The sequence below is a fragment of the Streptomyces sp. NPDC048254 genome, assembly GCF_043201895.1.
Lineage (GTDB): Bacteria > Actinomycetota > Actinomycetes > Streptomycetales > Streptomycetaceae > Streptomyces.
In genome coordinates this window covers 154267-180223 of sequence record NZ_JBICZJ010000022.1, presented here as the reverse complement: position 1 = coordinate 180223, position 25957 = coordinate 154267, and the positions used below count along the sequence as shown (strand labels likewise).

26 protein-coding genes and 1 tRNA gene are annotated in these 25957 nt (G+C 69.5%); 14 read left to right on the top strand and 13 right to left on the bottom strand.

Translation table 11 applies throughout. The features are described from left to right. Positions 1-108 precede the first annotated feature (108 nt). Complete coding sequence (locus ACGFZQ_RS43295; protein WP_393845047.1) at positions 109-1014, bottom strand: DUF2637 domain-containing protein; 906 nt, start codon at positions 1012-1014, stop codon at positions 109-111. A 205-nt stretch (positions 1015-1219) separates the two neighbouring features. Then, positions 1220-2491 carry a DUF3631 domain-containing protein gene (locus ACGFZQ_RS43290; RefSeq protein WP_393845046.1) on the bottom strand — a complete coding sequence of 424 codons (1272 nt, stop codon included), beginning with the start codon at positions 2489-2491 and terminating at the stop codon, positions 1220-1222. A gap of 287 nt (positions 2492-2778) precedes the next feature. Between ACGFZQ_RS43290 and ACGFZQ_RS43285 the strand changes: the two genes are divergently transcribed. The 5 genes from ACGFZQ_RS43285 (at position 2779) to ACGFZQ_RS43265 (ending at position 7730) form a co-directional block, all read left to right on the top strand. Beyond that, positions 2779-3297, top strand: a complete 519-nt coding sequence (locus ACGFZQ_RS43285; protein WP_393845045.1) for a helix-turn-helix domain-containing protein — start codon at positions 2779-2781, stop codon at positions 3295-3297. A gap of 127 nt (positions 3298-3424) precedes the next feature. After that, on the top strand, positions 3425-3799 hold the full coding sequence (locus ACGFZQ_RS43280) for a helix-turn-helix domain-containing protein (protein WP_393845044.1): 375 nt from the start codon (positions 3425-3427) through the stop codon (positions 3797-3799). Positions 3800-3826: 27 nt separating this feature from the next. Continuing rightward, on the top strand, positions 3827-5344 hold the full coding sequence (locus ACGFZQ_RS43275; protein ID WP_393845043.1) for a LacI family DNA-binding transcriptional regulator: 1518 nt from the start codon (positions 3827-3829) through the stop codon (positions 5342-5344). A 429-nt stretch (positions 5345-5773) separates the two neighbouring features. Continuing rightward, positions 5774-6574 carry a hypothetical protein gene (locus ACGFZQ_RS43270; protein ID WP_393845042.1) on the top strand — a complete coding sequence of 267 codons (801 nt, stop codon included), beginning with the start codon at positions 5774-5776 and terminating at the stop codon, positions 6572-6574. Next, positions 6564-7730 (top strand): helix-turn-helix domain-containing protein, encoded by a 1167-nt coding sequence (locus ACGFZQ_RS43265; protein ID WP_393845041.1) that lies wholly within the window; start codon positions 6564-6566, stop codon positions 7728-7730. The genes ACGFZQ_RS43270 and ACGFZQ_RS43265 overlap by 11 nt, the downstream gene beginning before the upstream one ends. A gap of 272 nt (positions 7731-8002) precedes the next feature. Here ACGFZQ_RS43265 and ACGFZQ_RS43260 read toward each other — a convergent pair. From ACGFZQ_RS43260 to ACGFZQ_RS43250, 3 genes are all read right to left on the bottom strand, one after another. Beyond that, a tRNA-Pro gene (locus tag ACGFZQ_RS43260) sits at positions 8003-8076 on the bottom strand. A gap of 74 nt (positions 8077-8150) precedes the next feature. Continuing rightward, a complete protein-coding gene (locus ACGFZQ_RS43255) occupies positions 8151-8909 on the bottom strand; it encodes a Pr6Pr family membrane protein (protein WP_393845040.1) in 759 nt (252 codons plus the stop codon). Positions 8910-9056: 147 nt separating this feature from the next. After that, a complete protein-coding gene (locus ACGFZQ_RS43250) occupies positions 9057-9983 on the bottom strand; it encodes a metallophosphoesterase (protein WP_382541623.1) in 927 nt (308 codons plus the stop codon). A 130-nt stretch (positions 9984-10113) separates the two neighbouring features. Between ACGFZQ_RS43250 and ACGFZQ_RS43245 the strand changes: the two genes are divergently transcribed. Further along, entirely contained in the window at positions 10114-10581 is a 468-nt protein-coding gene (locus ACGFZQ_RS43245) for a GatB/YqeY domain-containing protein (protein ID WP_351740336.1), read from the top strand. Positions 10582-10748: 167 nt separating this feature from the next. Here the strand turns inward: ACGFZQ_RS43245 and ACGFZQ_RS43240 are convergent, their stop codons facing one another. Beyond that, entirely contained in the window at positions 10749-13046 is a 2298-nt protein-coding gene (locus ACGFZQ_RS43240; protein WP_393845039.1) for a transglycosylase domain-containing protein, read from the bottom strand. Positions 13047-13628: 582 nt separating this feature from the next. Here ACGFZQ_RS43240 and wblA point away from each other — a divergent pair. Further along, positions 13629-13967 (top strand): transcriptional regulator WblA, encoded by a 339-nt coding sequence (gene wblA, locus ACGFZQ_RS43235; protein ID WP_067046754.1) that lies wholly within the window; start codon positions 13629-13631, stop codon positions 13965-13967. A gap of 184 nt (positions 13968-14151) precedes the next feature. On the opposite strand, the gene ACGFZQ_RS43230 is transcribed toward wblA, so the two are convergent. Together ACGFZQ_RS43230 and ACGFZQ_RS43225 are read right to left on the bottom strand one after the other, a co-directional pair. After that, a complete protein-coding gene (locus ACGFZQ_RS43230) occupies positions 14152-15624 on the bottom strand; it encodes an ArsA family ATPase (protein ID WP_393845038.1) in 1473 nt (490 codons plus the stop codon). After that, complete coding sequence (locus ACGFZQ_RS43225; RefSeq protein WP_393845037.1) at positions 15621-16598, bottom strand: ArsA family ATPase; 978 nt, start codon at positions 16596-16598, stop codon at positions 15621-15623. Before ACGFZQ_RS43225 ends, ACGFZQ_RS43230 begins: the two co-directional genes overlap by 4 nt. A 152-nt stretch (positions 16599-16750) precedes the next feature. Here ACGFZQ_RS43225 and ACGFZQ_RS43220 point away from each other — a divergent pair, with 152 nt between their 5' ends. The 4 genes from ACGFZQ_RS43220 (at position 16751) to ACGFZQ_RS43205 (ending at position 19258) form a co-directional block, all read left to right on the top strand. Further along, positions 16751-16909, top strand: coding sequence for a DUF4177 domain-containing protein (locus ACGFZQ_RS43220; RefSeq protein WP_019992579.1), 159 nt, complete (start codon positions 16751-16753; stop codon positions 16907-16909). Continuing rightward, a complete protein-coding gene (locus ACGFZQ_RS43215; protein ID WP_351713353.1) occupies positions 16906-17373 on the top strand; it encodes a RidA family protein in 468 nt (155 codons plus the stop codon). The genes ACGFZQ_RS43220 and ACGFZQ_RS43215 overlap by 4 nt, the downstream gene beginning before the upstream one ends. A 176-nt stretch (positions 17374-17549) precedes the next feature. Beyond that, positions 17550-18425, top strand: coding sequence for an NUDIX hydrolase (locus ACGFZQ_RS43210; protein WP_393845036.1), 876 nt, complete (start codon positions 17550-17552; stop codon positions 18423-18425). A gap of 2 nt (positions 18426-18427) precedes the next feature. After that, positions 18428-19258 (top strand): MBL fold metallo-hydrolase, encoded by an 831-nt coding sequence (locus ACGFZQ_RS43205; protein WP_393845035.1) that lies wholly within the window; start codon positions 18428-18430, stop codon positions 19256-19258. Between the two features lie 8 nt (positions 19259-19266). Here ACGFZQ_RS43205 and ACGFZQ_RS43200 read toward each other — a convergent pair whose 3' ends face one another. Both ACGFZQ_RS43200 and ACGFZQ_RS43195 read right to left on the bottom strand, forming a co-directional pair. Then, positions 19267-20097 carry a nucleotidyltransferase domain-containing protein gene (locus ACGFZQ_RS43200; RefSeq protein WP_351747256.1) on the bottom strand — a complete coding sequence of 277 codons (831 nt, stop codon included), beginning with the start codon at positions 20095-20097 and terminating at the stop codon, positions 19267-19269. Positions 20098-20191: 94 nt separating this feature from the next. After that, positions 20192-20866: a Crp/Fnr family transcriptional regulator gene (locus tag ACGFZQ_RS43195; RefSeq protein ID WP_030422469.1), complete on the bottom strand. Its 675-nt coding sequence runs from the start codon at positions 20864-20866 to the stop codon at positions 20192-20194. Between the two features lie 252 nt (positions 20867-21118). On the opposite strand from ACGFZQ_RS43195, the gene nth reads away from it, so the two are divergent. The 3 genes from nth to ACGFZQ_RS43180 all read left to right on the top strand — a co-directional run bounded on the left by nth (position 21119) and on the right by ACGFZQ_RS43180 (position 24192). Continuing rightward, positions 21119-22174, top strand: a complete 1056-nt coding sequence (nth, locus tag ACGFZQ_RS43190) for an endonuclease III (RefSeq protein ID WP_393845034.1) — start codon at positions 21119-21121, stop codon at positions 22172-22174. A 97-nt stretch (positions 22175-22271) separates the two neighbouring features. Then, positions 22272-22979 (top strand): NUDIX hydrolase, encoded by a 708-nt coding sequence (locus ACGFZQ_RS43185; protein WP_393845033.1) that lies wholly within the window; start codon positions 22272-22274, stop codon positions 22977-22979. Positions 22980-22992: 13 nt separating this feature from the next. Further along, the gene (locus tag ACGFZQ_RS43180) at positions 22993-24192 is read left to right on the top strand and encodes a MarP family serine protease (RefSeq protein ID WP_351747250.1); all 1200 of its coding nucleotides are present in this window, start codon (positions 22993-22995) and stop codon (positions 24190-24192) included. A gap of 4 nt (positions 24193-24196) precedes the next feature. Here the strand turns inward: ACGFZQ_RS43180 and ACGFZQ_RS43175 are convergent, their stop codons facing one another. From ACGFZQ_RS43175 to ACGFZQ_RS43165, 3 genes are all read right to left on the bottom strand, one after another. Continuing rightward, positions 24197-24376: a hypothetical protein gene (locus tag ACGFZQ_RS43175; RefSeq protein ID WP_351713367.1), complete on the bottom strand. Its 180-nt coding sequence runs from the start codon at positions 24374-24376 to the stop codon at positions 24197-24199. Between the two features lie 127 nt (positions 24377-24503). Continuing rightward, positions 24504-25424, bottom strand: coding sequence for an alpha/beta hydrolase (locus ACGFZQ_RS43170; RefSeq protein ID WP_351747249.1), 921 nt, complete (start codon positions 25422-25424; stop codon positions 24504-24506). Next, positions 25421-25906, bottom strand: a complete 486-nt coding sequence (locus ACGFZQ_RS43165) for a phage holin family protein (protein WP_351747248.1) — start codon at positions 25904-25906, stop codon at positions 25421-25423. Before ACGFZQ_RS43165 ends, ACGFZQ_RS43170 begins: the two co-directional genes overlap by 4 nt. Positions 25907-25957: the final 51 nt, after the last annotated feature.

Here is a 25957-nt window from a genome sequence, read left to right as displayed (position 1 = left end):
GGTGATGTCGGGTGGACTCGTTGCGGGTCGAGCACCCGTCCCCGCGCTGACCTGCGCGGGGACGGGTGATGCGAGTCGAGAGGGAGGGCGACGGGAGCGGTCGTAGGCTCAGAAGGCGCCAGCAGGGACCTTGGTCAGTCCGGTCTGCTCCTGAGCGGCGGCCTCGTCGAGTTCGGCCTGTAGGGCTTTCTTGATCGTCTCTGCCTCGGCCTTGCCGATGGTGAGGCCCTCGCCGCGGATCGCATCCTCGATGTGGCGACGTGAGGCGCGGCCACCGCGTCCTAGCGGCGCACTGCGGGCGATGGTGAGGAGTTCGTCGGACACCGTGCGGAGCTTCTGGACTTCCGGCTCGGCAGAAGGCTGTGGCTTCCGCGCCTTGGCGGCGCCCTGTGCCAAGTCGGCGGAAACCCGAGCCACGTCGATGTGGTCGTCTGTCACTTCGAGAGCGAGTGGGTTCGGGCGATCGGGGTCCTCTTCGGCGGGGGTGGCGGGCTGGGCGCCATCGGTGCCGCTGGGGATGTGGTCGGCAGGGGTGTGGCGTACGACGGCGCTTACCTCCTGGGTGCCAGGCGTGGGACGACGGCGGATCACGATGTAGAGATGGACGGCGCCGGCCAGGGCGAGCGGGGCGATGGCGGACAGGACGCCGACGGTGATGTCGTCCAGGTGCAGTCCGTCCGGGCGGGTTTGTTGGTTGAGGCGGACGGCGTGCAGGGCGTTGGCCCAGATGCTCGTGGCGGTGGCCAGTCCGACGAGTGCCCACACGTAGAGGCGCGAGAGCAGCGGTGCGGTGCGCAGGATGAGCAGGGCGCCGACGCCGATGGCGATGAACCCGTCGATCACGAGCGGGAAGGCGTAGGTGAGCATTCCGCGGATGTGGATGGCGACGGCCATCTGACGGAGTGCGTCGTAGGAGAGGGCGAAGCCGATGGCGCCGAGCAGGGCGATGCCGAAGCGGATCGCGGAGCTGCCCGGTATGACGGAGGGTGCGGTGAGGGCGGTGCGAGGAGTCAAGCGGAAGCACTCCAGGTGGTGTTGGGCGGCGCTCAGGGGCGCAGGAGGAAGGGGCCGCTGTGCGGTGCGGTGACTCGTACCACCCGTTGCATGCCTGGCCAGGGCAGGTACGAGAGACATGACGATGTCGGGTTGACCCGTTGCGGGCCGATCACCCGTCCCCGCGCTGACCTGCACGGGGACGGGAGTGACGGGTCGAGCCGGGTCAGGCTGCGGTGCTGGTGGCGGAGCCTGCGGCCTCGCGGGGCTCGGCTGTATTCGCCGTTTCGGCTGCCGGTGCGGGGCAGTAGCGGGCCCAGGCGTCGAGGAACTGGTTTCGGGCGTAGCCCTTGGCCTGGCCGCCGCCGGGGAACCGATGATTGCCCGGGCGGATGCCGTAGTCCTCCAGCAGAATCCCGAGGCGGCGCGAGGTCAGCCCGGTAGAGCCGTACTCGGCCCATGGCGCTTCCTCGTCGCTGTTGAGCTCTTCGAGTAGACGGCTCGTGCGCAGCGCGGCGGGGTTGCGCTCGGCGGTGAAGACCCGGCGGATGTCGATCAGGATGCGGGTGCGCAGCCCTGTGTCCGCGTCCTTGCCCGACTCGTGGGCGGTCATCACCCGGCAGGCCGTTCGCGCCAGCATGGGCCAGTCGCCTCCGGCGAGGTCGGCGACGATCACCAGGGGCTCCCAGGTGTCGGCGGCGCGGTCCTCGACCGGCATGCCCGGCTCGGCGTCCATCGCCTCGGTGCGGCGGGGCTGGAGCCAGGCGGTCAGGCGGTCGCGTACGGCGTGCAGGGCCGGGGTGTCACGCCCTGTGCGGAACGCTGCGACGGTCTCGCCTGGTGCCCGGCGGCGCATCCGGATGACCACCGACCGGTCCATGATCGTGTCGGGGAGGTCACCGATGCCCGCCAGGGCGGCCATGGCGAAGGTCGGGAAGGCGACCGGTGTGTGTTCAGGGCCGGTGACACGCAAGGTGGGCCGGTTGCGCTGGTGGCCGGCGTTCAGCAGGCCGCGCAGGTCCTCGTTGCGCTCAGCCGACTTGGCGGTGCCGAACAGCGTGTCGGCCTCGTCGACCAGGAGCGTGGGCGGATCCTCGGCGGTGATCGAGCGGAAGATCGCCGCAGGGCTGGCGTTGACCGTGATCAGCGGTGCATGCACGGTCTCGGTCACCACGTCGAGCAGCCGCGACTTGCCGCACCGCTTGGCCGGGCCGACCACTGCCAGGCGTGGCGCGTGCTGCCACGCGGGCTGCAGATGGGTGGCCGCCACCCACAGGGTTACTGCGGTGAGGGCCTCCTCGCTCGGCATCACGACGAACTGCTTGATCCGGGCCCGCAGGTCATCCAGGATCTGAGCCCCCTCGAACGCAGGCACGACATCGGGTTCGTCGTCGCGGGCCGCGTCTGCGGGTGGCGCGGTGTGAGTCGGCTGGCCGATTGCATCGGCCGGTGTGCCGTCGGCCTGGAGGGATGGCGTATTCGGCTGGGGTTCGGTCATACTGAGCTTCAGCTCCTCTGCTCGCGGGCCATATGGGACGGCAATCCCGGCCACGCGGGTCGATCGCTAGGGATGGCGGTTGAGAGGTTTGCGCTTGGCCCCCGGTGACAGCCGGGGGCTTTTTGCATGTGGGGCTACGTGGGGACTCCTGGTGCTGGTGGGGCGGGGCTATCAGCATGCCACACGAATTGCCGATTGCAGAAGCGCTATGCGTGATGCAGAAGGATGTTATTGTGGGCAGGTCGCTGCGTACGGCAGTGACTCGCTACGAACGGAAGGAGGTGGCCGTGACGGACGAAGACGCCCCGCAGGGCGTGCTGCTCAGCGGTGAGGCGAACGTCGCGGTGCGCATCAAGCTCGAGCGCGAGGCGCATGGATGGAGCACCAACGCTCTGTCCGACCGCCTGAACGAGGCCGGCTTCGACATGAACCCGTCGGCGGTCTGGCGCATCGAGAACGGCAAGCGCCGTATCAACCTTGACGAGGCCATCGGCTTCGCTGAGGTCTTCGGCATCGACCTGCGCAACCTCGTCGGCCCCCCGCAGCTCGCCGCCCAGGCCCGCGCGATGGAACTCATCGACGCCATCGTGGACGCGTACCGCGAGACCCAGCGCGCCAACGCCGCCTTCACCCAGGCACGTGACGCCCTGGATGCGTACCTCGCCGAGCACCCCGACATCCGCGAGGAAGCGGACGTGATGGTCTCTAACGCCATGGCCGAGGCAGCTACCAAGCATCTGCTGGAGTCCTACCGGCCGTCGTCCGCCGAGCATCGCGAGGACACCAACTCCTCAGGCCAGGCGTAGCCGCCGACCCTCATTCACCCCCGTCCTGGGCCCGCAAACCCCCAGCACGGACACTTCACCACATCCCTAGCGATCGACCGGCGGGCCGGTGTTGCCGCACCATGCCTGCCAGAAGAGGACTCATCCCTTGCGCCAATCCGCGATACCCCCTGCCTCCGCGCCAACTCCGCACTCGGAGGCCGCTCTCCCGCGCCTGTATGTCCCGGAGGAGGTCGCCGCCGTCCTCGGCTGCTCCGCCTGGTGGGTCAAGGACCGTGCCCGGCGACGCCTCATCCCGTTCACTCGCGTCGGCCGCGCCTACCGCTTCACCGGCGAGCACCTCGCGGAGATCATCCGCATGCACGAGGCCCGCCCCGCCTCCGCGCGGCAGCAGCTGGCAACTGCCTCAACTCCCAAGCCGCCAACCCGCAAGCCCTCTCCACCGTCTGCAGTCCCCACGGTCTCCCTGCGAGCCCGGCCACCACGCCGAGCACGCCAGAGCCAGTTCGGTACCGCCGCTTAGGGCGACGACGAGGAAAGGGAGGAACACGTGGGTTTCGCGGAGAAGCGCGGAAACTACTGGCGCGGCCGATACAAGACCGCGCCCGGCAAGCACCTCACGGTCGTCGACGAGACGGGCAAGGCGATCAGGTTTGCCACCAAGGGCGAGGCTCAGCGCGCTGCGAGCGAGGCCGAGAACAAGTACCGGCGCGGCGACTGGCGCGACCCGGCGCTCGGCCAGGAGACCTTCGGCGAGTACGCCAACCGCTGGTACGAGAGCCAGGACCTGGCCGCCTCGACTATGCAGAACTACAAGCGCCACATCGAGGAGCACCTGCTCCCCGAGTTCGAGGACAAGGCGCTCGCCGGCATCCTGCGCACGGACGTCGACCTCTGGGAGAAGAAGGAGAAGGCCGCCTACGCGGCCTCCAGCGTCAAGACCTGGCGCTCGACGCTCCACCTGATCTTCGAGGACGCGATCGACGAGGGCCTGATCACGTCAAACCCGGCCGCCAGGCGGCGTGGACGCGGCAAGCGCGCGGGCCGGTCCCGAGACCGTGGTCCCGAGAAGGTCGTCACCGACGCGCTCGGCATCCTGCTGACCGCAGAGAGGGCCGCCCTGCTCTCCGGCCGCGACGACGAGTTCGTCGCCGTGGTCCTCAAGGGGTACACCGGCATGCGCTGGGGTGAAATCGTCGGCCTGGAAACCGAGTTCGCCCGTCCTGGGGCTGTCCGCGTCGAATGGCAGCTGTACGAACTCGACACGGGCGAGCTGGTGCGCTGTCCGCCCAAGGACGACAGCTACCGCACCATCGACTCGATGGACTGGCTGTCAGCGCTGGTGGCCAACCACATCGCCCGTACGAAACCCACCCCCTGCCCCTGCCACGGCAAGACCTACGTCTTCCGAGGCCAAGGCGCGGCCCGCACAGGTGGCCATCAGGGCGCCAAGCTCGTCGACGTCGCCCGCCGCGCCGGAGTCTCCACGGGCACGGTGTCCAACGTCCTCAACCACCCCAACCGCGTCACCGAAGCCACCCGAGCAAAGGTGAAGCAGGCCATCGCGGACCTCGGGTTCGTACGGGGCGGCGCCGTACCGGAGCACGCTTCCCACTGGCGCCGAAACGGCTTCGCCACCTGGCTGTTCACCCCGGCGGTCTCCGGCTGGTACCCGAAGAAGGCCCCGCAGGAGGCGCGGCCCGTGCCCCTGCTCGGTGAGCCGTGGCCAGGAGTGCCGGCGCGGGGGCGCGGCGCCAGCGAGCGGGCCGACTCCTGCTGGGTTCCGATCGCCAAGGGCCTCACCCCGCACGGCCTGCGCCACACCCATCGGACGATGATGGAGGACGTCGGCACCGAGAAGGTCCTCATGGACGAACGCATGGGTCATATCGACGGCTCCGTTTCGGCGCGCTACGCCCATGTCACTCCTGGCATGCGCAGGCGCCTCATGCTCGGGCTGACCGAGCAGTGGGATGCGGCACTCGATGTGCGTTTGGCAATGAGTCCCACGTCATCGGTGCGCGTACTGCGCGATCTCCTGCACGCACGCACTGTCGCGCAGCAGTAGCTCCCTGGCGGTGCCCCCCCGCAACGGTAGTGCGAGGGCACCGCCAGGGAGCCGGGGATCTGTTGAGGGGGCGTGGCACCCCCCAGCGTCGTCGGTTTCGAAAGCAGCGCGAACTGTCATGCAACAGCTCAAGCGTCAAAAGGCACGGGTGTAGCGAGTCCCGACGTCAGGGGCACGAATGGGTGGGCTGGGGTAGACAACGACGCCGATCTGCTGGGCTGTTAATCACTGCTGGATGCAACTTCTCTGGTCGGGAACCTCCTTGACGCTGCAACAGGCAGGTATGGGAGGGGCGGAAGGCCCCCAATCTTTGCAACTCGGAAGCAGTGAACGAGAGTTCCTGAACCAGAGATGCAAAAAATTCATGATCAACTGAAGTGTGGGGTGTATGGTATCTGGCCAACCGCTAGTTTCGGATCGGAGTGGTACGTGAACAGTTCGACCCCCCAGTGGGCTCGCGAGCAGTACGGCGATGACGCTGATTCGATCCGCGCCGCCGTTTGGTGGGCTCTGGAGGACACTCAAGAGGCGACGCTCGATGTGCGAGCATCGGCGCGATCCAAGTACGGGTTCGCGCCTGGCGGCGCACGCATGACTAATCAGTTCGAGCGGCTCGTTGAGCGCATCCTCGACCTGGGGCTCGAAGGTACCGAGGTCGTGAAGACCGGTGCCTGGTACAAGCTTCCACTGGTTCACAACACCGTGCTGTTTCCTGTCTGTGCCGATGTGGAGGGTCCGGAACCGCCCAATCACTGGCCGCGGAACAAGCGGTTGTCAGGGCTTGTGAAGGAGATCTTTGTCGCCACGAGTCCATCGGCCAAACTTTGGGTAGCGGAGCCGTTGCCTGACCTCGACGTGCAGGAACTGATTCTGCGCCCGTCCCTGGAGGAGCTTGCGGAGCGGGATCCGCGCCCGCAGCTCGTCCTCGTCGTCTACGAGATGGACAGTTCTGGTCTCAAGCGTGCGTGGTGGGGCAAGGCCGCGTTGCTTGACGAGGAGACGGGGAGCCTCGAATGGATTACGGAGCGATCGGTGCTGAGTGCGCCTAAGGGCACCCCCCTGTTCGCCGTTCCTGATGCAGGCGCGGATGATGATCGCTTCGACTCCGGTGACCTGCCGGAGGTGCCGATGAGTGGTCGTAGTGAGGAAGAGCGCAAGCTCGAGATCCCCCCGACTACCGAAGTGGCCGAAGAGACTGAGGACGACTCTGCTGAGAGCGATGAGGACTGATCATCCGACACTCCCCGGACTGGGTCTGGACGACGCGAGGCTGAAAGCCATCTGGGATGGCTTTCATCCGCCCAGACTGACTCAAGCACGCCATCTCGCGGGACTGACGAAGAAGGAGGTGGCGCAGGGGATCGGAGTATCACCCGCAGCCATCGGGCAATACGAGACAGGCAGCAGCAAGCCCCGCATGGGGCTGATCCCGCGGCTGGCTGAGGTTCTTGACGTGCCAGTCCAGTTTTTCCTGGCCGGCCGTCCCATGGGCAAGCTAGATACGTCCATGGCTCACTTCCGAGCATTGCGCTCTACCAGCGGGGCGCAGCGCAACACGGCACTCGGCTTCGCGGGGCAGACGTGGGAGCTAACGTACGCGCTCGAGAAGCGGGTTCGACTGCCACTCGTCGACCTGCCGGGCTTTGCTGGTGGAGAGATCCATCCCGGTACTGACCTTCCTGCGGACCCCGTAGAAGCTGCACGCGAGCTGCGGAAGTGCTGGCAGTTGGGCAAGGGGCCGCTTCGTCACTTGGTCCGGCAAATGGAGGCACACGGGATCGTAGTGGTCTCTCCGTCCGAGGCGGACCGAGCGACGGCGAAGATCGACGCCTTCGCAAGTGGGGGGCTCCCACGCCCCCTGGTCGTTCTGACACCAAACCGCGCAGATGATGTGTACCGGCACCGGTTCAGTGCTGCTCACGAGCTTGGTCACCTTGTGCTGCATGCGGCATCTACAGGGGACGCCCGCCAAGAGCGTGAGGCCGATGCGTTCGCGGCTGAGTTCCTCACACCTCGGACCAGCATCCTTCCCTTGCTGCCCGGAAGGATGGACCTGGCGCGGCTGGCCGACCTCTCGCGGACTTGGGGTGTGTCAGTCAAGTCCTTGATCTACCGGTGTCGCGAGCTGGGGCTCGCCTCGGATGCCACGGCAAGCCGGGCCTATCAGCGTCTCAACGGGCTGGCTGGCCAGCCCGGCTTCTCGGCCGAACCGGTGAGTGGATTCCCGGGAGAGCAGCCGGTGATGCTGCGCCAAGCCTTTGAGCTGGCGGAAAAGGATCAAGGGTTGAAGATCAGTGAGCTAGCGCGGGAGCTGGCCTGGAAGCCGGCGCGGGTTAGGGAACTGCTCGGGATGCCTGATAGCCGTCCGGTGCTGCGCTTGGTGTGAGTCACAGGAGGGGCCGGATGCTCATCCGGCCCCTCCTTTTGTGCATCCCGCACAGGGATGAGTCAGGGCGTCCAGTTCCCGGACATCTGAAGCGGAGGAGGCGGCGCATTCATCTGAGGTGTGTGCACCTGCTGGCCGCTAGTGGAGTCGGGGAGCCGTTTGGGAGTCAAACCTCAGGGTCGGCTCCCAAACGGCTCCCAAGGTGCCCTCGGAAACCACTCAGGGGCCTGACCCGCTAAGCGGATCAGGCCCCTGACCTGGTACTACGGCTGTCGGGGTGGCGGGATTTGAACCCACGACCTCTTCGTCCCGAACGAAGCGCGCTGCCAAGCTGCGCTACACCCCGATGTCGCTGCTGTCCTGCTTGTCGCGGCGACGTCGTTTACTTTAGCCCACCGGCGGCTGGAGACGAAATCCGGTTTATGGGCGGCGGCCGACCGGGTTCGGGCGGGTGTGGTCCAGGGCTACCAGGAGTACCGCCAGGGTGTAGAAGGCGAGGCCCAGGAGGAGGGCGTTGGCGAGGGCGCCGCGGTAGCCGTGCTGCTCTGCGTCCAGGAAGGGGTAGAGGTAGCGGCCCGGCGTGCCGGGGAGGAGCAGCTCCGCTCGGGTGAGGAAGAACGCCAGGTAGGCCAAGGGGTAGAGCATCCAGCCCGCCGTCTGGCGAAGGCGGAGGCGGGCGGGCGGCGTGAGGATCAGCCAGTCCACGAGGGCCGCCACGGGTGCCGCCGTATAGAGGAGCTGCAGGGCCAGCCACTGGCCGTGCCAGGCCACCGGCGGGTGTGTCGCGCCCGTCATGGAGAAGGGGGGCGTGGTGTGGCCCAGGAGCAGGTGGTAGACCAACCCCGAGATCACGATGTAGAGCAGTGCCGCGCCCGTCAGGGACGAGGACAGCGGGCGGGACGCCTGCCAGGCGCGGCGGGCCGAGGCCAGGCTGACCAGGGCCAGGAAGATCGCCGCCTGTATCCCGAAGTAGCTCATGATCTGGCCCGGGCTGCCCAGCAGCAGCTCCAGGGCCACGCCCGCCGACGCCAGTGCGGCGGTCAGGAGGCGGAACACCGCGGTCAGGGGGCGACGGGTGGGGGCCACCACCGCCGTCGCCGGAACGTGGCCGGGCAGCAGCACGGGCGTGCCCGGGACCGCGGGGAGGTCCGGGATGTCCCGGGGTATCGGAGCCGTCATGCCCTCAAGGTAGGAAGAAAGGGGCATGACCGGCATATTGGCCTACGCCGAGTGGGTTACGAGGTGAGTGGGTTCCCGGGTGGGGCATCCCCCGGCCGGCCGGCTCCCCGCCTCGCCCCCCTTCCTCCCCTCCCCTCCCCTCCCCTCCTACTCCCGCCCCACCAACGTCAGCAGCGTCGCCTCCGGTGGGCAGGCGAAGCGGACCGGGGTGTAGCGGTTCGTGCCGCAGCCCGCGGAGACGTGGAGGTACGACGTACGGCCCTCCGCCGTGTGCCGCGAGAGGCCCTTCACCCGTTCCGTGTCCAGGTCGCAGTTGGTGACCAGGGCGCCGTAGAAGGGGATGCAGAGCTGGCCGCCGTGCGTGTGGCCGGCCAGCAGCAGGGGATACCCGTCGGCCGTGAACGCGTCCAGGACGCGCAGGTACGGGGCGTGGACCACGCCCATCGAGAAGTCCGCCGTACCGGACGGGCCGCCCGCCACCTGCACATACCGGTCCCGCTTGATGTGCGGGTCGTCCAGTCCCGTCAGCTCCACCGTGACGCCCTCGACCTTCAGGACACCCCTCGTGTTCGTCAGGTTCAGCCAGCCCGCCCCGTCGAAGGCGTCCCGCAGGTCCTCCCACGGGTTGTGGATCACGCCGACCGCCGGCGGGTTGCCGTTCAGGCCGTGATTGCCGCTCGTCTTCTCCAGCAAGTAGCGGGCGGGGTTGCGGAGTTTGGGGCCGTAGTAGTCGTTGGAGCCGAAGACATACGCGCCGGGGAAGTCCATCAGGGGGCCGAGCGCGTCCAGGACCTCCGGGACGCCCTCCGGGTCGGACAGGTTGTCGCCCGTGTTGATCACGAAGTCCGGGCGCAGACCCGCCAGCGACCGCAGCCAGCGCTGCTTCTTGCGCTGCCCGCTCACCATGTGGATGTCGGAGACCTGGAGCACGCGCAGCGGGCGCATCCCCGGCGGGAGGACCGGGACCGTCACCCGGCGCAGGCGGAACGAACGGACCTCGAAGCCGGCCGCGTACAACACACCGGCGGCACCGAACGCCGCGATTCCCAGGGGTACTCCGTATCGAGCGCGCATACGACCATCGTGTCAGACGGAGAGAGGGCCCAGAGACCGGGCGGTGCAAAGAAAGAAGGAGAGGGGTGGGGGAGAAGGGCCGGTTAAAACGGCGGGCGGCCCGCGTGCGGCACCTGCGACAATCGGGACCATGACCACCACGCTCAAGTCGAAGCTGCACGACGACCTCAACTCCGCGATCAAGGCACGTGACGAGCTCCGCTCCTCGACGCTCCGGCTGACGCTCGCCGCGATCACCAAGGAGGAGGTCGCGGGCAAGGAGAAGCGCGAGCTCTCCGACGACGAGGTGCTCAAGGTGATCGCCAAGGAGGCGAAGAAGCGCCGGGAGGCGGCCGAGGCCTTCGCGCAGGGCGGCCGCGCCGAGAGCGCCGAGCGGGAGAAGGCGGAGGGCGAGCTCCTCGACGAGTACCTGCCCAAGCAGCTCAGCGACGAGGAGCTGGGCGGGATCGTCGCCGCGGCCGTCGAGGAGGCGAAGGCGGCGGGCGCCGAGGGGCCGCGGGCCATGGGCGCCGTGATGAAGATCGTGAACCCGAAGGTGGCCGGGCTGGCCGAGGGCGGCCGCGTCGCCGCCGCGGTGAAGAAGCGCCTCCAGGGCTGACACCGGAGGCGACACCGGAAGCGCTCCAGGGCTGACTTCGGAAGCACCCGAGGCTTCGGGAAGTCCTGGAGGCTTCGGGCGGCACGACGGCGGGGCCGCACCTCTGCGAGAGAGGTGCGGCCCCGCCGTCGTACCCGTGGGAAAGCAGTAGGAAAGCAGGAGGCAGGTCAGCCCCTGCCTCCCCCGTTCCCGTTGTTCCCGCCGTTCTCGTTGCCCTGGATGAAGCCGTCGGGGAAGGAGAAGGTCGGGTTCGGGGTGGTGGTGCCCGCGGTGGTCGCGCCGTCCGTCGTGCCGCCGTCGCCCGTGCCGCCGCCGATGAGACCGCCGATCAGGCCGCCCGTGTCGTCGCCGTGGCCGTTCCCGTTGCCGTTTCCGTTGCCCTTGTCGTGGTCGTCCTCGTCCGGGATGTCGATGAGGTTGAAGGACTCCGACTGCTTGCCCTCCAGGGCGCCGGTCATGGCGTCCTTCCAGATCGGGCCGGGCGTGTCGGCGCCGTAGACCTCGCTGTGGAAGACACCGCCGATGGTGATGTTGGTCATCTCGATGTTCTGCTTGGCGCTGCCGACCCAGACCGCGCCCGCGAGGTTGGGCGTGTAACCGACGAACCAGGCGTTCTTGCGGGAGTCCGTCGTACCCGTCTTGCCCGCGCTCTCGCGGTCGTCCAGGCCGGCCTCCTGACCGGTACCGGAGTCGACCACTCCGCGCAGCAGGGTGTTGATGGTGTCGGCGGTCTTCTCGCTCATCGCCCGCGAGCAGGTCGACTTCGGCACGGCCAGGGACTTCTGCTCGTTGCCGACCTTCTGGGTGATCGACTCGATGGCGACCGGCGTGCAGTACATACCGCGGTCGGCGAAGGTGGCGTACGCGCTCGCCATGGTCAGCGGGGAGAGACCGATCGCGCCGAGGGCGATGGACGGGGTCTGCGGGAGCTTCGAGCCGTCGCCCTGGTGGACGTGGAGCGCGTCGGTCATCTTGACCACCGGGCACAGGCCGATGTCGGAGATCAGCTGGACGAAGTAGGTGTTGATGGACTTCGCCATCGCCTTCTTCATCTGGTACGGCCCGACCTCGGACTCGCTCTCGTTCTCGACCTGCTCGTTCTCCGTGTTGACCCACTGCTTGCCGTCGCACTGCTGGACGGGGCTCGGGTAGTTCATCTTGTACGGCGCCGAGTACTCCTGCGTCGCCGGCTTGCCGCCCTCGATGGCGGCCGCGGCCACGAACGGCTTGAACGTCGAACCCGTCGGGAAGCCGTAGTTGGAGCCGCCGTAGTCCCGGTCGACCGAGAAGTTGTACTCGGTCTCGTTCTTGTTGTAGCCGTACGGCTTCGACTGGCCCATCGCCAGGATCTTGCCGGTGCCGGGCTCCACGAGGGTGGCGGCCGCGGCGACCGAGTCGGCCTTGTAGACGTGGTCCTTGATCGAGGACTGCACGGAGTCCTGGGCCTGCGGGTCCAGGGTGGTACGGATGGTCAGGCCGCCCTGGTTCCAGAGCTTGGCGCGCGCCTCGCGGGTCTTGCCGAAGGTCGGGTCGGTGAGGAAGACGTTCTCGACGTACTTGCAGAAGAACCCGGCGCCCTTGGAGGCGGTGATGCAGCCGTTCTTGGGCTGGGTGACATGCAGGCCGAGCGGGGCTTCCTTGGCCTTGTCGGCCTCCGCCTGGGAGATGTCGCCGAGTTGGGCCATGCGCTCCAGCACGACGTTGCGCCGCTTGGTGGCCTCGGCCTCGTCGTTGACCGGGTCGTAACGGCTGGGCGACTGTACGATGCCGGCCAGCAGGGCCGACTGCTGGAGGTTGAGGTTCTTGGCGTGCTGGGAGAAGTAGCGCTGGGAGGCGGCCTCGATGCCGTAGGCCTGCTCGCCGAAGAAGGTGATGTTCAGGTAGTTCTCGAGGATCTTCTTCTTGCCGAGCTTCTCCTCCAGCTGGATCGCGTACTTCAGCTCCTTGACCTTGCGGCCGAGGGTCTGCTGGGTGGCCTGGGCGACCTTGGTGGGGTCGTCGCCGGCCTCCTCGATGAAGTAGTTCTTCACCAGCTGCTGGGTGAGTGTGGAGGCGCCCTGGGCGACCCCGCCGCTCACCGCGTTCTTGTTCAGCGCGCGCAGGACGCCCTTCAGGTCGATGGCGCCGTGCTGGTAGTAGCGCGAGTCCTCGATCGCGACGATCGCCTTCTGCATGTACGGCGAGATGTCCTTGAGCTCCACCACCGTGCGGTCACGGGAGTAGACCTGGGCGATCTGGTTGCCCTGGCTGTCGAGGATCCTGGTCCGCTGGCTGAGCTGCGGGCTCTTCAGGTTGGCCGGGATGTCGTCGAAGCCCTGGACCGAACCCTTGGCCGCGAGGCCCAGGGCACCGGCCGCGGGCAGCGCGATGCCCGCCATCACGGCTCCCGCGAGCACACTGACACCGAGGAACTTGGCGGCCTGCTGCGTGGCCGACAGACCACCGCCCGAGCGCTTCTTTGGCATGGGGGCAGCCTAATCCGTAGGGATGAGCATTCCGCGTGAGCGGGCGGCTCTCGGGATGTTCGAGTGCCGGATCGTGACATAGAGGGCGACGCGACCGGAACACAGGCTGGGCTGCGGCCGATCCGCCTGACGGCATGGCGGCGCCTCGCCGACGGCGCGACGACATGAACGGCCTACCTTGCCATTCGCCGGACACGCGCGCAGGCCTTGGCCTAAGCTGCTCTCAACTGTCACAGCAGCGCGGCCACGTATCAATACGTCCGGCGACCCCGAATCGTTCCGGAACCTGCCCACTTTTTTTCGGGTGATGTGTTGATGGCGTGTCCGAATCCGCCTCGTGTGTCATCCGGCGTCCGTTGTGGCGCACCACAGCTGTCCCGGTTTGCCGGGATGGTCACGCATGTCGCCAGCTCACTCCCGCGGGTGATCTGCCGCTTACCCATAGTCCGTTCGGGCCATTCAAGATTGGGCCCGAAGGGGGTGTTGCGCTGTGCCCACCTTCCGTAACGTCCTCAACTGGCGGCGGTGAATATGCCGCTGCCGCCGTGGGGGAGCCTCGATTCGGGAGAGGACGGCGCCGGTATGGGCTGGGTAACCGACTGGAGTGCGCAGGCTGCCTGCCGCACTACCGATCCGGATGAACTGTTCGTTCAGGGAGCAGCGCAGAACAGGGCCAAGGCGGTGTGCACCGGATGTCCGGTACGCACGGAGTGCCTCGCCGATGCGCTGGACAATCGCGTCGAGTTCGGCGTGTGGGGAGGAATGACCGAGCGGGAGCGCCGCGCACTGCTGCGCAGGCGGCCCACCGTGACCTCCTGGCGCAGGCTCCTGGAGACAGCGCGCTCGGAGTACGAGCGGGGGACCGGCATCGTCCCCCTCGACAGCGACGAGGTGTACGAGCACTACGCGGCGGTGAGCTGAATCACCCGCCGCACCACCGACTGAACCACCCGCCGAACCTGCCGGGGGGATACGCCCTCCGAAGACTAGACGGGCATACGACTACGGGCCTGTGACCGACTCCGGTATGTATACGGCTGCAGGGCCTGTGACCGACCGGTTATCGGCTACGGCTACGGGCCTATGGCCGACTACGGGCATACGGCTACGGCAGCTCCGGCCGGCCGGCCGCGAGCCGGTCGCCGATGTCCCGTAGTCCCGCGAGGTCGTGCACATCGCCGGGCAGCGCGGCCACTTCCACCACGGCCACCTCGGGGTGGCGCGCGGTGAAGCGGTCACGTGTGCGCTGCTCGCGGGAGAGCAGCTGCATGCGCTCGGCGTGCAGCCTCAGCAGGCCTGCGGTGAGCTGGTCGACGGTGCGGTCCGGGCCGCCGGAGGAGTCGGGCTCGGACGAGTCGGGCCCGGGCTGGGACGAGGGGGATTCGTCTGCCTGGGGTGCCTGGGGCGTCGTCGTCGCATCGAGTCCGGACGAGGGGGAGCCGTCGGACTCGGACGCGGATGATTCAGAACTGCCGTACGTGTCGGGAGAGTTACGAAGTCCAGCTTTCCCGACACCCTGATCCACAATGCGGGGCTCCTCAAGATTTTCCGCGACCTCGAGATTTTCCGCGGCGGCGAGCGCACGCTCGGCGGACAGCCGGTCGGCGCCGCTGCCGTGCACGCGGTTGAGGACCAGACCGACCAGTGGCATGTCCTCCGCGGCCAGCCGCTCCACGAAGTACGCGGCCTCACGCAGCGCGTCCCGCTCCGGAGCCGCCACCACCAGGAACGCCGTACCGGGCGCCTGAAGCAGCTTGTACGTCGCGTCCGCGCGCGTGCGGAACCCGCCGAACGTCGTGTCCATCGCGGCCACGAACGTCTGGACGTCCTTCAGCAGTTGCCCGCCGAGCAGCTTGCCGAGCGTGCCGGTCATCATCGACATGCCGACGTTCAGGAAGGCCATGCCCGCCCGGCCGCCCAGCTTCGCCGGCGCGGTGAGCAGACGGATCAGTTTGCCGTCCAGGAAGGAGCCCAGCCGCTTCGGCGCGTCCAGGAAGTCCAGCGCGGAGCGGGAGGGCGGGGTGTCGACGACGATCAGGTCCCACTCGTCCCGGGCCCGCAGCTGGCCCAGCTTCTCCATCGCCATGTACTCCTGCGTGCCCGCGAAGCCCGCCGAGAGCGACTGGTAGAAGGGGTTGGCCAGGATGGCGGCCGCCCGCTCCGCGTCCGCGTGCGCCTCGACGACCTCGTCGAAGGTGCGCTTCATGTCGAGCATCATGGCGTGCAGTTCGCCGCCGGCCCGTCGCCCGCCGTCCTCGGCCGGGTCGCCGTGCGGTGCCCCTGCTCGCTCCTCGGTGCCCTTCACCTTCCGTGGCACGTTGTCGAGCGAGTCGATGCCCATGGACTGTGCCAGCCGCCTGGCCGGGTCGATGGTGAGCACGACCACCTTGCGGCCGCGCTCGGCCGCCCGCAGCCCCAGCGCCGCCGCGGTCGTCGTCTTCCCGACCCCGCCCGAGCCGCAGCACACCACGATCCGGGTGTTCGGGTCGTCGAGCAGCGCGTCGACGTCGAGCGCGGGCGCGTGGGCCAGCCGGCGCGTACCGTCCTGCGCCGGCTCCGAGTCCGGGTCCGAAGTCATGACATCCCCTGTTTCCGCAGCTCGGTGGCGAGTTCGTACAGGCCCGCCAGATCCATCCCCTCGGCGAGCAGCGGCAGTTCGTGCCGCGGCAGGTCCAGCTCGGCGAGGACCGCGCGCTGCTCGTGCTCCAGCGCGTACCGCTCGGCGTACTCGTTGGCCTGTGCGAGCAGCGGGTCCACCAGCTGCCCGGCCTTCCCGCCGCGCCGCGCCCCGCCCAGCCCCGCGGCCGACAGCGCCTGCGCCACGGCGGTGCGCGGCACCGTCCGTACGAGTTCCAGATCGGCCGCGTCCAACACCTCCGGCCGGACCATGTTCACGATGACCCGGCCCACCGGCAGGCGCGCGGCGCGCAGTTCGGCGATGCCGTCGGCGGTCTCCTGGACCGGCATCTCCTCCAGGAGGGTGACCAGGTGCACGGCCGTCTCCTTGGACTTCAGCACCCGCATCACGGCCTGCGCCTGATTGTGTATCGGGCCGATCTTGGCGAGGCCGGCCACCTCGTCGTTCACGTTCAGGAAGCGGGTGATGCGGCCGGTCGGCGGGGCGTCCATGACGACGTAGTCGTAGATGAAGCGGCCGGCCTTGTCCTTCCTGCGGACCGCCTCGCACGCCTTGCCGGTCAGGAGGACGTCTCTCAGCCCCGGCGCGACGGTGGTGGCGAAGTCGATCGCGCCGAGCTTCTTCAGGGCCCGGCCGGCCCCGCCGAGCTTGTAGAACATCTGGAGGTAGTCCAGAAGGGCCAGTTCGGGATCGATGGCCAGCGCATAGACCTCACCGCCTCCCGGCGCGACCGCGATCTTCCGCTCCTCGTAGGGCAACGCCTCCGTCTCGAAGAGCTGGGCGATGCCCTGCCGACCCTCGACCTCCACGAGAAGCGTCCGCTTCCCCTCGGTCGCGAGGGCCAGCGCGAGTGCGGCGGCGACCGTCGTCTTTCCGGTCCCGCCCTTGCCGCTGACGACCTGGAGCCTGCTCACATCTTCGAGACTAACCAGTCGGCCGGACACTCACGCGGGAGGCTGTGGACAACCGTGCGTGCGGTCGGCCGCCGAGGCCGGTGGCAACGGGCCGTGACCTGCCCGGCGGTCGGCCACGTGTCCCGTCCGTCACAGCGGATACAGTCGGCCCCATGACCAAGTGGGAATACGCAACCGTGCCGCTGCTCGTCCATGCCACGAAGCAGATTCTGGACACCTGGGGCGAGGACGGCTGGGAGCTCGTCCAGGTCGTGCCCGGGCCCAACAACCCCGAACAGCTCGTGGCCTACCTGAAGCGGGAGAAGCCGTGACGAGCGCCGTCGAGGCCAAGCTGGCCGAACTCGGTCTTTCGCTGCCGGCGGTCGTCCCGCCGCTCGCCGCCTACCAGCCGGCCGTCCGGTCGGGTGCGTACGTCTACACCAGCGGCCAGCTGCCGATGGTGGACGGCAAGCTCCCGGTCACCGGCAAGGTCGGCGCCGAGGTCACCGCGGAGGAGGCCAAGGCACTGGCCCGCACCTGCGCGCTGAACGCCCTGGCCGCCGTGAAGTCCGTCGCCGGTGACCTGGACCGCATCGCGCGGGTGGTGAAGGTCGTCGGCTTCGTCGCCTCCGCGACCGACTTCACCGGCCAGCCCGGCGTGATCAACGGCGCCAGCGAACTGCTCGGCGAGGTCCTCGGCGACAAGGGCGTGCACGCGCGCAGCGCGGTGGGCGTCGCGGTGCTGCCACTGGACGCACCGGTCGAGGTCGAGGTCCAGGTCGAACTGCTGCCGTAACCGCGACCGGCCGGCCGCCGACGTAGCCGCACCCGGCCGCTGCTGAAAACGGCATCCGGCTGCCGTGGCGACCGCGTCCGGCTGCCGCCGCGACCGCATCCGGACGCCCCCGTGGCACCTCCGGGTGCCCCGGAGCCCCTCTCGAACATTCGCTCCCCACGGGATAGCCTCCGGTAATGGCCGATGGACAGTGGTATCCCCCGGAGTGGCCGGACCGCATCCGCGCGCACGCGGAGGGCACCCTCGTACCGGTGTCCCCGAAGCGCGCGGCGACCGTCCTGCTCCTGAAGGACACCCCTGGCGGCCCCGTCGTCCACATGCTGCGCAGACGCGCCTCCATGGCCTTCGCCGGAGGCGCGTACGCGTATCCCGGCGGCGGTGTCGACCCGCGTGACGACGACCACCAGGTCCGCTGGGCGGGCCCCACGCGCGCGTGGTGGGCGCAGCGGCTCGGCGTCGACGAGGCGGGCGCCCAGGCGATCGTCTGCGCGGCCGTGCGGGAGACGTACGAGGAGGCCGGCGTCCTGCTCGCGGGCCCGGCCGCCGACGCCGTGGTCGGGGACACCACCGGGGACGACTGGGAGGCCGACCGCGCGGCCCTGGTCGTCCGTGACCTGTCCTTCGCCCAGTTCCTGGACCGGCGGGGCCTGGTCCTCCGCTCGGACCTGCTGGGCGCCTGGACGCGCTGGATCACCCCGGAGTTCGAGACCCGCCGCTACGACACCTGGTTCTTCGTCGCCGCCCTCCCGGAGGGCCAGCGCACCAGGAACGCCTCCACGGAGGCCGACCGCACGGTGTGGATCCACCCGGCGGAGGCGGCCGCCGGCTACGCCGAGGGCGAGCTGCTGATGATGCCGCCCACCATCGCGACCCTGCGCCAGCTGACGCCGTACGCCACGGCCGCCGAGACGCTCGCGGCGGCGCCCGCGCGGGACATGACGCCGGTGCTGGCCCGCGCCCGCCTGGAGGGCGGTGAGATCGTCCTGACCTGGCCGGGCCACGACGAGTTCACCAAGCACATACCGACCGACCTCACGACCGGGGGAGCCTGAGCATGACGAACGCAGCAGCCCTGCCCGGCCAGCCGCGCGGCGGGGTCCTCTCGGGTCCCGCCACCGCGCGGGCCGTCAACGTGCTGGCCCCCAACGCCTCCGTGATGACCCTGGACGGCACCAACACCTGGATCGTCGCCGAGCCCGACTCCGACCTGGCCGTGGTGATCGACCCCGGTCCGCTGGACGACGGCCACCTCGAGAACGTCGTCGACACGGCCGAGAAGGCCGGCAAGCGCATCGCGCTCACCCTCCTGACCCACGGCCACCCCGACCACGCCGAGGGCGCCATCCGCTTCGCCGAGCTGACCCGCACGCGCGTGCGTGCCCTCGATCCGGCGCTGCGCCTGGGCGACGAGGGACTGGCGGCCGGCGACGTGATCACGACCGGCGGCCTGGAGCTCCGGGTCGTAGCCACACCCGGCCACACCGCGGACTCCCTCAGCTTCCACCTGCCGGCCGACCGCGCGATCCTGACCGGCGACACCATCCTGGGGCGCGGCACGACGGTCGTGGCCCACCCGGACGGCCGTCTGGGCGACTATCTGGACTCGCTACGACGGCTGCGCTCCCTGACCGTCGACGACGGCGTCCACACGGTCCTGCCGGGCCACGGACCCGTCCTGGAGGACGCCCAGGGCGCCGTCGAGTTCTATCTGGCCCACCGCGCCCACCGGCTCGCCCAGGTCGAGACGGCCGTGGAGAACGGCCACCGTGGCCCGGCCGAGGTCGTCGCCCACGTCTACGCGGACGTGGACCGCTCCCTGTGGCCGGCCGCGGAGCTGTCGGTACGGGCCCAGCTGGACTACCTCGGCGAGCACGGGCTGATCTGACTCCGGGCCTACTCCCAGCCCTCGGGTCTGGGTGTCCTCACGCCGTGCACGCGCGCGTACTCGTCCGCGAGCCACGGGCCCAGGTCGTCGACATACGTCCGCAGCACCGCGCGGTCGCCGACCGGCTCGTACCCCGACTCGGCCGCGCGGCGCAGCTGTTCGGACCGCTCCGGGTAGTAGCCGGCGAACGCCTCGGCCATCTCCCGCAGATCGCTGGTCCAGCCATTCCAGCGGGGCATGACGAGGGTGAAGCCGGTGCGCACGAGGTGCCGGGACATGAAGCGCACCAGGGGCCGCAGAGCCTCCTCGCTGTCGCCCGCGGCCGCGATCCGCTGCCGCCAGCGCGGCAGGTACCGGGCCAGGTCGCCGTTGGTCTCACGGGCGAGCAGGGAGTCGGGGCGGTAGCGGGGCAGGAACTCGGCGAGGTCCTCGCCGAGCAGCGGGGTGCACAGGCAGGCCACGAACCAGCCGATGTCGTACCGCTCCAGCTCGCTGAGCACCCGCGCGCGGGAGTAGAGCAGGGTCCCGACCCCGTCGATCTCCGGGAACTCCTTGTCGACGGCCTCGCCGAGGGCACCGGCCGCGTCCCGGTCGGCGTCGGTCGGCTCCGCGCGCAGGACGGCCACCAGGTCCAGGTCGCTCCGTCCCACGCGCGCGGTGCCGCGCGGGATCGACCCGTAGAGGTAGGCGCTGTCCAGCCGCGCCCCGAAGACGTCCAGGAGCCGGTCGCGGGCGGTGGCGACCACCGGGCGGAACACGTGCGGCACGCGCGCGTGCGAACCCTCACGCTCGATGAAGCCCAGGGGGTCGAGACCCCGGGACGCGACTGTTTCAGTCATGGGGAACCAGATACCAGCCCGTCCGGCGCTTGCGGACGAGGCCGAAGGCCGATGATGCGGGGCTCTGGGGGCGGCAGCCCCCAGGAACCGGCGCCTACCGAGAACGCTTCGCCAGTCGCTCGACGTCCAGCAGGATCACGGCCCGCGCCTCCAGGCGCAGCCAGCCACGCTGGGCGAAGTCCGCCAGCGCCTTGTTCACGGTCTCGCGGGACGCGCCGACCAGCTGGGCCAGCTCCTCCTGGGTGAGGTCGTGGACGACGTGGATGCCTTCCTCGGACTGCACGCCGAAGCGACGCGAGAGGTCCAGCAGGGCGCGCGCGACGCGGCCCGGGACGTCGGAGAAGACCAGGTCGGACATGGCGTCGTTGGTCTTGCGCAGCCGGCGGGCGACGGCGCGCAGCAGGGCGGTGGCCACCTCCGGGCGGACGTTCAGCCAGGGCTGGAGGTCACCGTGGCCCAGGCCCAGCAGCTTGACCTCGGTCAGCGCGGTCGCCGTCGCCGTACGCGGGCCCGGGTCGAACAGCGACAGCTCGCCGATCAGTTCGCCGGGGCCGACGACGGCGAGCATGTTCTCGCGGCCGTCGGGGGAGGTGCGGTGGAGCTTGACCTTGCCCTCGGTGACGACATACAGCCGGTCGCCCGGGTCGCCCTCGTGGAAAAGGGAGTCGCCACGCGCGAGGGTCACCTCACTCATGGAGGCACGCAGCTCCGCGGACTGCTCGTCATCGAGCGCCGCGAAGAGCGGGTTGCGCCGCAGAACGTCGTCCACGAGTTCTCTCCTTGTCGACCTGCTCAGGGGATCTTGCTCCCCCTTGGTACCAGGGGACCGTGCTCCCCATTTTGCCGGAGGATTCAAACAGTGTGATCTGTCACAAGGATGCCGCACCGGTGTCCCGAGGTAAGCGGCAGGGGTCCAATCGGGGGCTGATCTTCCGGGTCCGGGGCGGATGTCGGTGCCGGGCTCTAGGCTGGCCGGGTGTCCAAATCGCCGGTGAGAGCACAGGCCAAGGGGGCTGGGCGGGTGGTTGTACGTCGTGATTCCGCTGTGGGCGAACAGGGGTCCGATACTGCCCCTGCCGAGTCGAAAAAGGCGACTAAAGGGGCGAAAGCCGTAAAGAAGGTGGCTGCCGCGAAGACTCCGGCCGCGGCGAAGAAGACGGTGCAGAAGAAGGCCGTGGCGAAGAAGACGGCACCGGCGAAGACCGCGGCCGGGCAGACGGCTTCGAAGCGGCCCGCGTCCAAGGCCGCCGCGTCCAAGAAGGCCGCCGCCGAGAAGCCGCAGGTGGCCTGGAAGCCCGAGTCGCACACCGCGCTGGTCCGCCGTGCCCGCGGGATCGACCGCGAGCTCGCCGAGGTCTATCCGTACGCCCACCCCGAGCTGGACTTCGAGAACCCCTTCCAGCTCCTGGTCGCCACGGTGCTCTCCGCGCAGACCACCGATCTGCGCGTCAACCAGACCACCCCGACACTGTTCGCGAAGTACCCCACCCCCGAGGAGCTGGCCGAGGCCAACCCGGAGGAGGTCGAGGAGATCCTCCGGCCGTGCGGTTTCTTCCGGGCCAAGACCAAGTCGGTGATAGGGCTCTCCAAGGGCCTGGTGGAGTCGTTCGGCGGTGAGGTCCCGGGGCGGCTCGAAGACCTCGTCAAGCTGCCCGGCGTCGGCCGCAAGACCGCCTTCGTCGTGCTGGGCAACGCCTTCGGGCGCCCCGGCATCACCGTGGACACGCACTTCCAGCGCCTGGTCCGCCGCTGGCGGTGGACGGCGGAGACCGACCCCGACAAGATCGAGGCGGCCGTCGGCGCGCTGTTCCCCAAGAGTGACTGGACCGACCTCTCGCACCATGTGATCTGGCACGGCCGCCGGATGTGCCACGCCCGCAAGCCCGCCTGCGGGGTCTGTCCCCTCGCGCCGCTCTGCCCGGCCTACGGCGAGGGCGAGACCGACCCGGAGAAGGCGAAGAAGCTGCTCAAGTACGAGAAGGGCGGCTTCCCCGGCCAGCGCCTCAAGCCGCCGCAGGCGTATCTGGACGCGGGCGGCAGGCCGGCGCCGCCGCTGGGCGCCGCATCAGGGACATGACCTAGGGATCTTCTGAGGGGCGAGAAACGGAACGATCAAGGAGTCTTCGGGCGTTGGAACGGGCAGGCGGGGGCAGCAGGGCAGGACGGGGGATGCCATGACACAGGGCGGCAAAGCGCACACGGGGGATCCGCGCGCGGGCGTGGCGCTGAGCAGGGACGGCCTGCCGGAGTGGCTGGACCCGGTGGTGCGGGCCGCCGAGACGGTCCAGCCGGTCCAGCTGAGCCGCTTCCTGCCGCCGGAGAACGGCGCGGGACGGCAGTCGGCCGTGCTGATCCTGTTCGGCGAGGGCGAGCAGGGGCCGGAGCTGCTGCTCATGGAGCGGGCCGGTTCGCTGCGCTCGCACGCCGGGCAGCCCGCGTTCCCCGGTGGCGCCCTCGACCCCGAGGACGGCGACCCGAAGGCCGACGGGGCGCTGCGGGCCGCTCTCCGCGAGGCCGAGGAGGAGACCGGGCTCGATCCGGCCGGCGTCCAGCTGTTCGGGGTGCTGCCCAGGCTGTACATCCCGGTGAGCCACTTCGTGGTCACTCCGGTGCTGGGCTGGTGGCGCGAGCCCAGCCCGGTGGGGGTGGTGGATCCGAACGAGACCGCGAGGGTCTTCACGGTCCCCGTGGCGGATCTCACGAATCCGGCCAACCGGGCCACCGCCGTGCACCCCAGCGGCCACCGAGGCCCGGCATTCCTGGTCGAATCGACCTTGGTGTGGGGGTTCACGGCCGGGGTGATCGACCGGTTGCTGCACTACGCGGGATGGGAGCGCTCCTGGGACCGCGAGAAGCTGGTCCCGCTCGACTGGCGGTCATGACAGGGTGTCCACCGTGAATGTGCTGGACATCCTGTTGCTGGTCGCCGCCGTGTGGTTCGCGATCGTCGGCTACCGCCAGGGGTTCGTCGTCGGCATCCTGTCGGTGATCGGCTTCCTGGGCGGCGGACTCGTGGCCGTCTACGTCCTGCCGGTGATCTGGGACGCGGTGACCGACAACGCCGAGGTGGGCACGACCGCCGCGGTGGTCGCCGTGGTCGTCGTCATCGTCTGCGCCTCCGTCGGCCAGGCCCTGACCACGCATCTGGGCAACAAGCTGCGCCGGTACATCACCTGGTCCCCGGCCCGCGCCCTGGACGCCACCGGCGGCGCGCTGGTCAACGTGCTGGCGATGCTGCTGGTCGCCTGGCTGATCGGCTCCGCGCTCGCGGGCACCACGCTGCCGACGCTCGGCAAGGAGGTCCGTAACTCCAAGGTGCTCCTCGGGGTGTCCAGAGCGCTGCCCAACCAGGCCGACACCTGGTTCGCGGACTTCTCCGCGGTCCTCGCGCAGAACGGCTTCCCGCAGGTCTTCAGCCCCTTCGCCAACGAGCCGATCACCGATGTCTCGCCGCCCGACCCCGCCCTCGCGAACAGCGCGGTGGCCACCACCGCCAAGCGGTCCATCGTCAAGGTCACGGGGACCGCGCAGAGCTGCGGCAAGATCCTGGAGGGCACCGGCTTCGTCTTCGCCGACCGCCGTGTCATGACCAACGCGCACGTGGTCGGCGGCGTCGACGAACCCACCGTCCAGATCGGCGGCGAGGGCCGCAAGTACGACGCCAAGGTCGTCCTCTACGACTGGCAGCGCGACATCGCCGTACTCGATGTGCCGGACCTGCCGGCGAAGGCCCTGAAGTTCTCCACCGGGGACGCGGCGACCAGCGACAGCGCGATCGTCGCCGGGTTCCCGGAGAACGGGTCGTACGACGTCCGTGCCGCCCGCGTGCGCGGCCGTATCACCGCCAACGGCCCGGACATCTACCACCGCGGCACCGTGCGCCGTGACGTCTACTCGCTGTACGCGACCGTCCGCCAGGGCAACTCCGGCGGCCCGCTGCTCACGCCCAAGGGCCAGGTGTACGGGGTCGTCTTCGCGAAGTCACTGGACGACGCCGACACCGGGTACGCCCTCACGGCCGACGAGATCCAGGCGGACATCGCCCGGGGCCGTACCGCGAATCAGCAGGTCGGGACCGACAGCTGCGCACTGTGAGGGATCATGCGCGAGTATGGCGCAGACGGACCGAGACCCAGCGGGCCCGGCGCCGCAGGATGTGCGGAATCCCCACCCTGAGGTCCGTGCCCGGCAGCTGCGGGGCGGCTCCTCGATGGGAGTTCAGACCGCCTGTCGTACGGCGGTTGCGGGGTGCGTCACTGTAGTCGTGCGTCCAGCCCATACCCCGACGTCTGCCCCCGCCCCAAGGTCGATAACCTCCGGCGTGGCCTTCAATCGGCCTATGCGCGGGGCATGTGGCCGTTCGTAGAACAGGTGTACAGATCCGGATACCGGGCGCATCGGCGCGGTCACCGATCGGGCTCGGGGTCTTTCAGCCAGTTGACCAGTTCGGTGGAGAACGCGGCTGGGTCCTCCTCGTGCGGGAAGTGCCCGAGCCCGTCGAACAGCCGCCAGCGGTACGGGGCTTCGACGTACTCGCCGGAGCCGGCCGCGCTGCGGGTGCGGGCCACCGGGTCCAGGGAACCGTGCAGATGCAGCGTCGGGACGCGCACCGGGCGCTTCATCCGGCGGTTGAACTGGATGCCGTCCGGGCGGGCCAGCGAGCGGACCAGCCAGCGGTAGGGCTCGATCGAGCAGTGTGCGGTGGACGGGATGCACATGGCCCGCTGGTAGGTCTCCACCGTCTCGTCCTCGGGCAGCCGGGGCCCGGACCAGTCCCGGATCAGCCGGCCGACCAGCGCGCCGTCGTCGGCGATGAGCTGCCGCTCGGGGACCCACGGCCGCTGGAATCCCCAGATGTAGGAGGCGGCGGCGGACTGCCGGCGGTCCCGGAGCATCGCGGAGCGCCAGCGCCGCGGGTGCGGCATGGACACGACTGCGAGCCGTCGTACCAGCTTGGGGCGCATGGCGGCCGCCGTCCACGCCAGATAGCCGCCCAGGTCGTGTCCGACCAGCGCGGCGTCGGGCTCGCCGAGGGAGCGGATCACGCCGGTGATGTCGAGGGCGAGGTTGGCCGGGTCGTAGCCGCGCGGGGTCCGGTCGCTGCCGCCGACGCCCCTGAGGTCCATGGCGACGGCCCGGAAGCCCGCGTCGGCGAGCGCGACCAGCTGGTGCCGCCAGGCCCACCAGAACTCCGGGAAGCCGTGCACCAGCATGACCAGCGGGCCGTCGCCGAGTTCGGCGATGTGGAAGCGCGCACCGTTCGCTGCGACGTCCCGGTGTGTCCAGGGGCCTTCGAGCCGTACGGCCGAGGGGGCGGGATCGCTCATGACGACGAGCGTCCCACAGCCTCGATGGCCGGCACGTCATCCCTGGGGAGTGCCGGACGCGGATGCGGCTTGGCGTTCTGCAGTACGCCCGCCGTCTGCTTCACCGACGCGGCCACCTTCTGCGGGCCCTGGCCCTTCTTGGCCTTCTTCGCGAACACCACGCCGATCAGCGCGAGGGCGACGGCCACCAGGACGTTCGCCGCGAAGGAGAGTAGGAAGCAGATCGCGAGGTTCCAGTGGCTCCAGGTCCGAATGCCGTACGCCAGCGCGAAGTTGAGCATCGGCAGGGAGAACAGCAGGAGCACACCGGCTGCCGAGAAGGCGCCGCCGCTCGTCGCGCCCCGCTTGACGTCCTGCTTCAGCTGGGCCTTGGCCAGCGCGATCTCGTCGTGCACCAGCGCCGACATCTCGGCCGTGGCCGAGGCGAACAACTGGCCGATGCTGCGTTCGGCACCGACCGGGCTGCCGTCGGGTGCGCTCATCGCGGTCTCCTCCTGCGTACTTGTCATCGTCTTTTGTACCGTCTCGTCAGA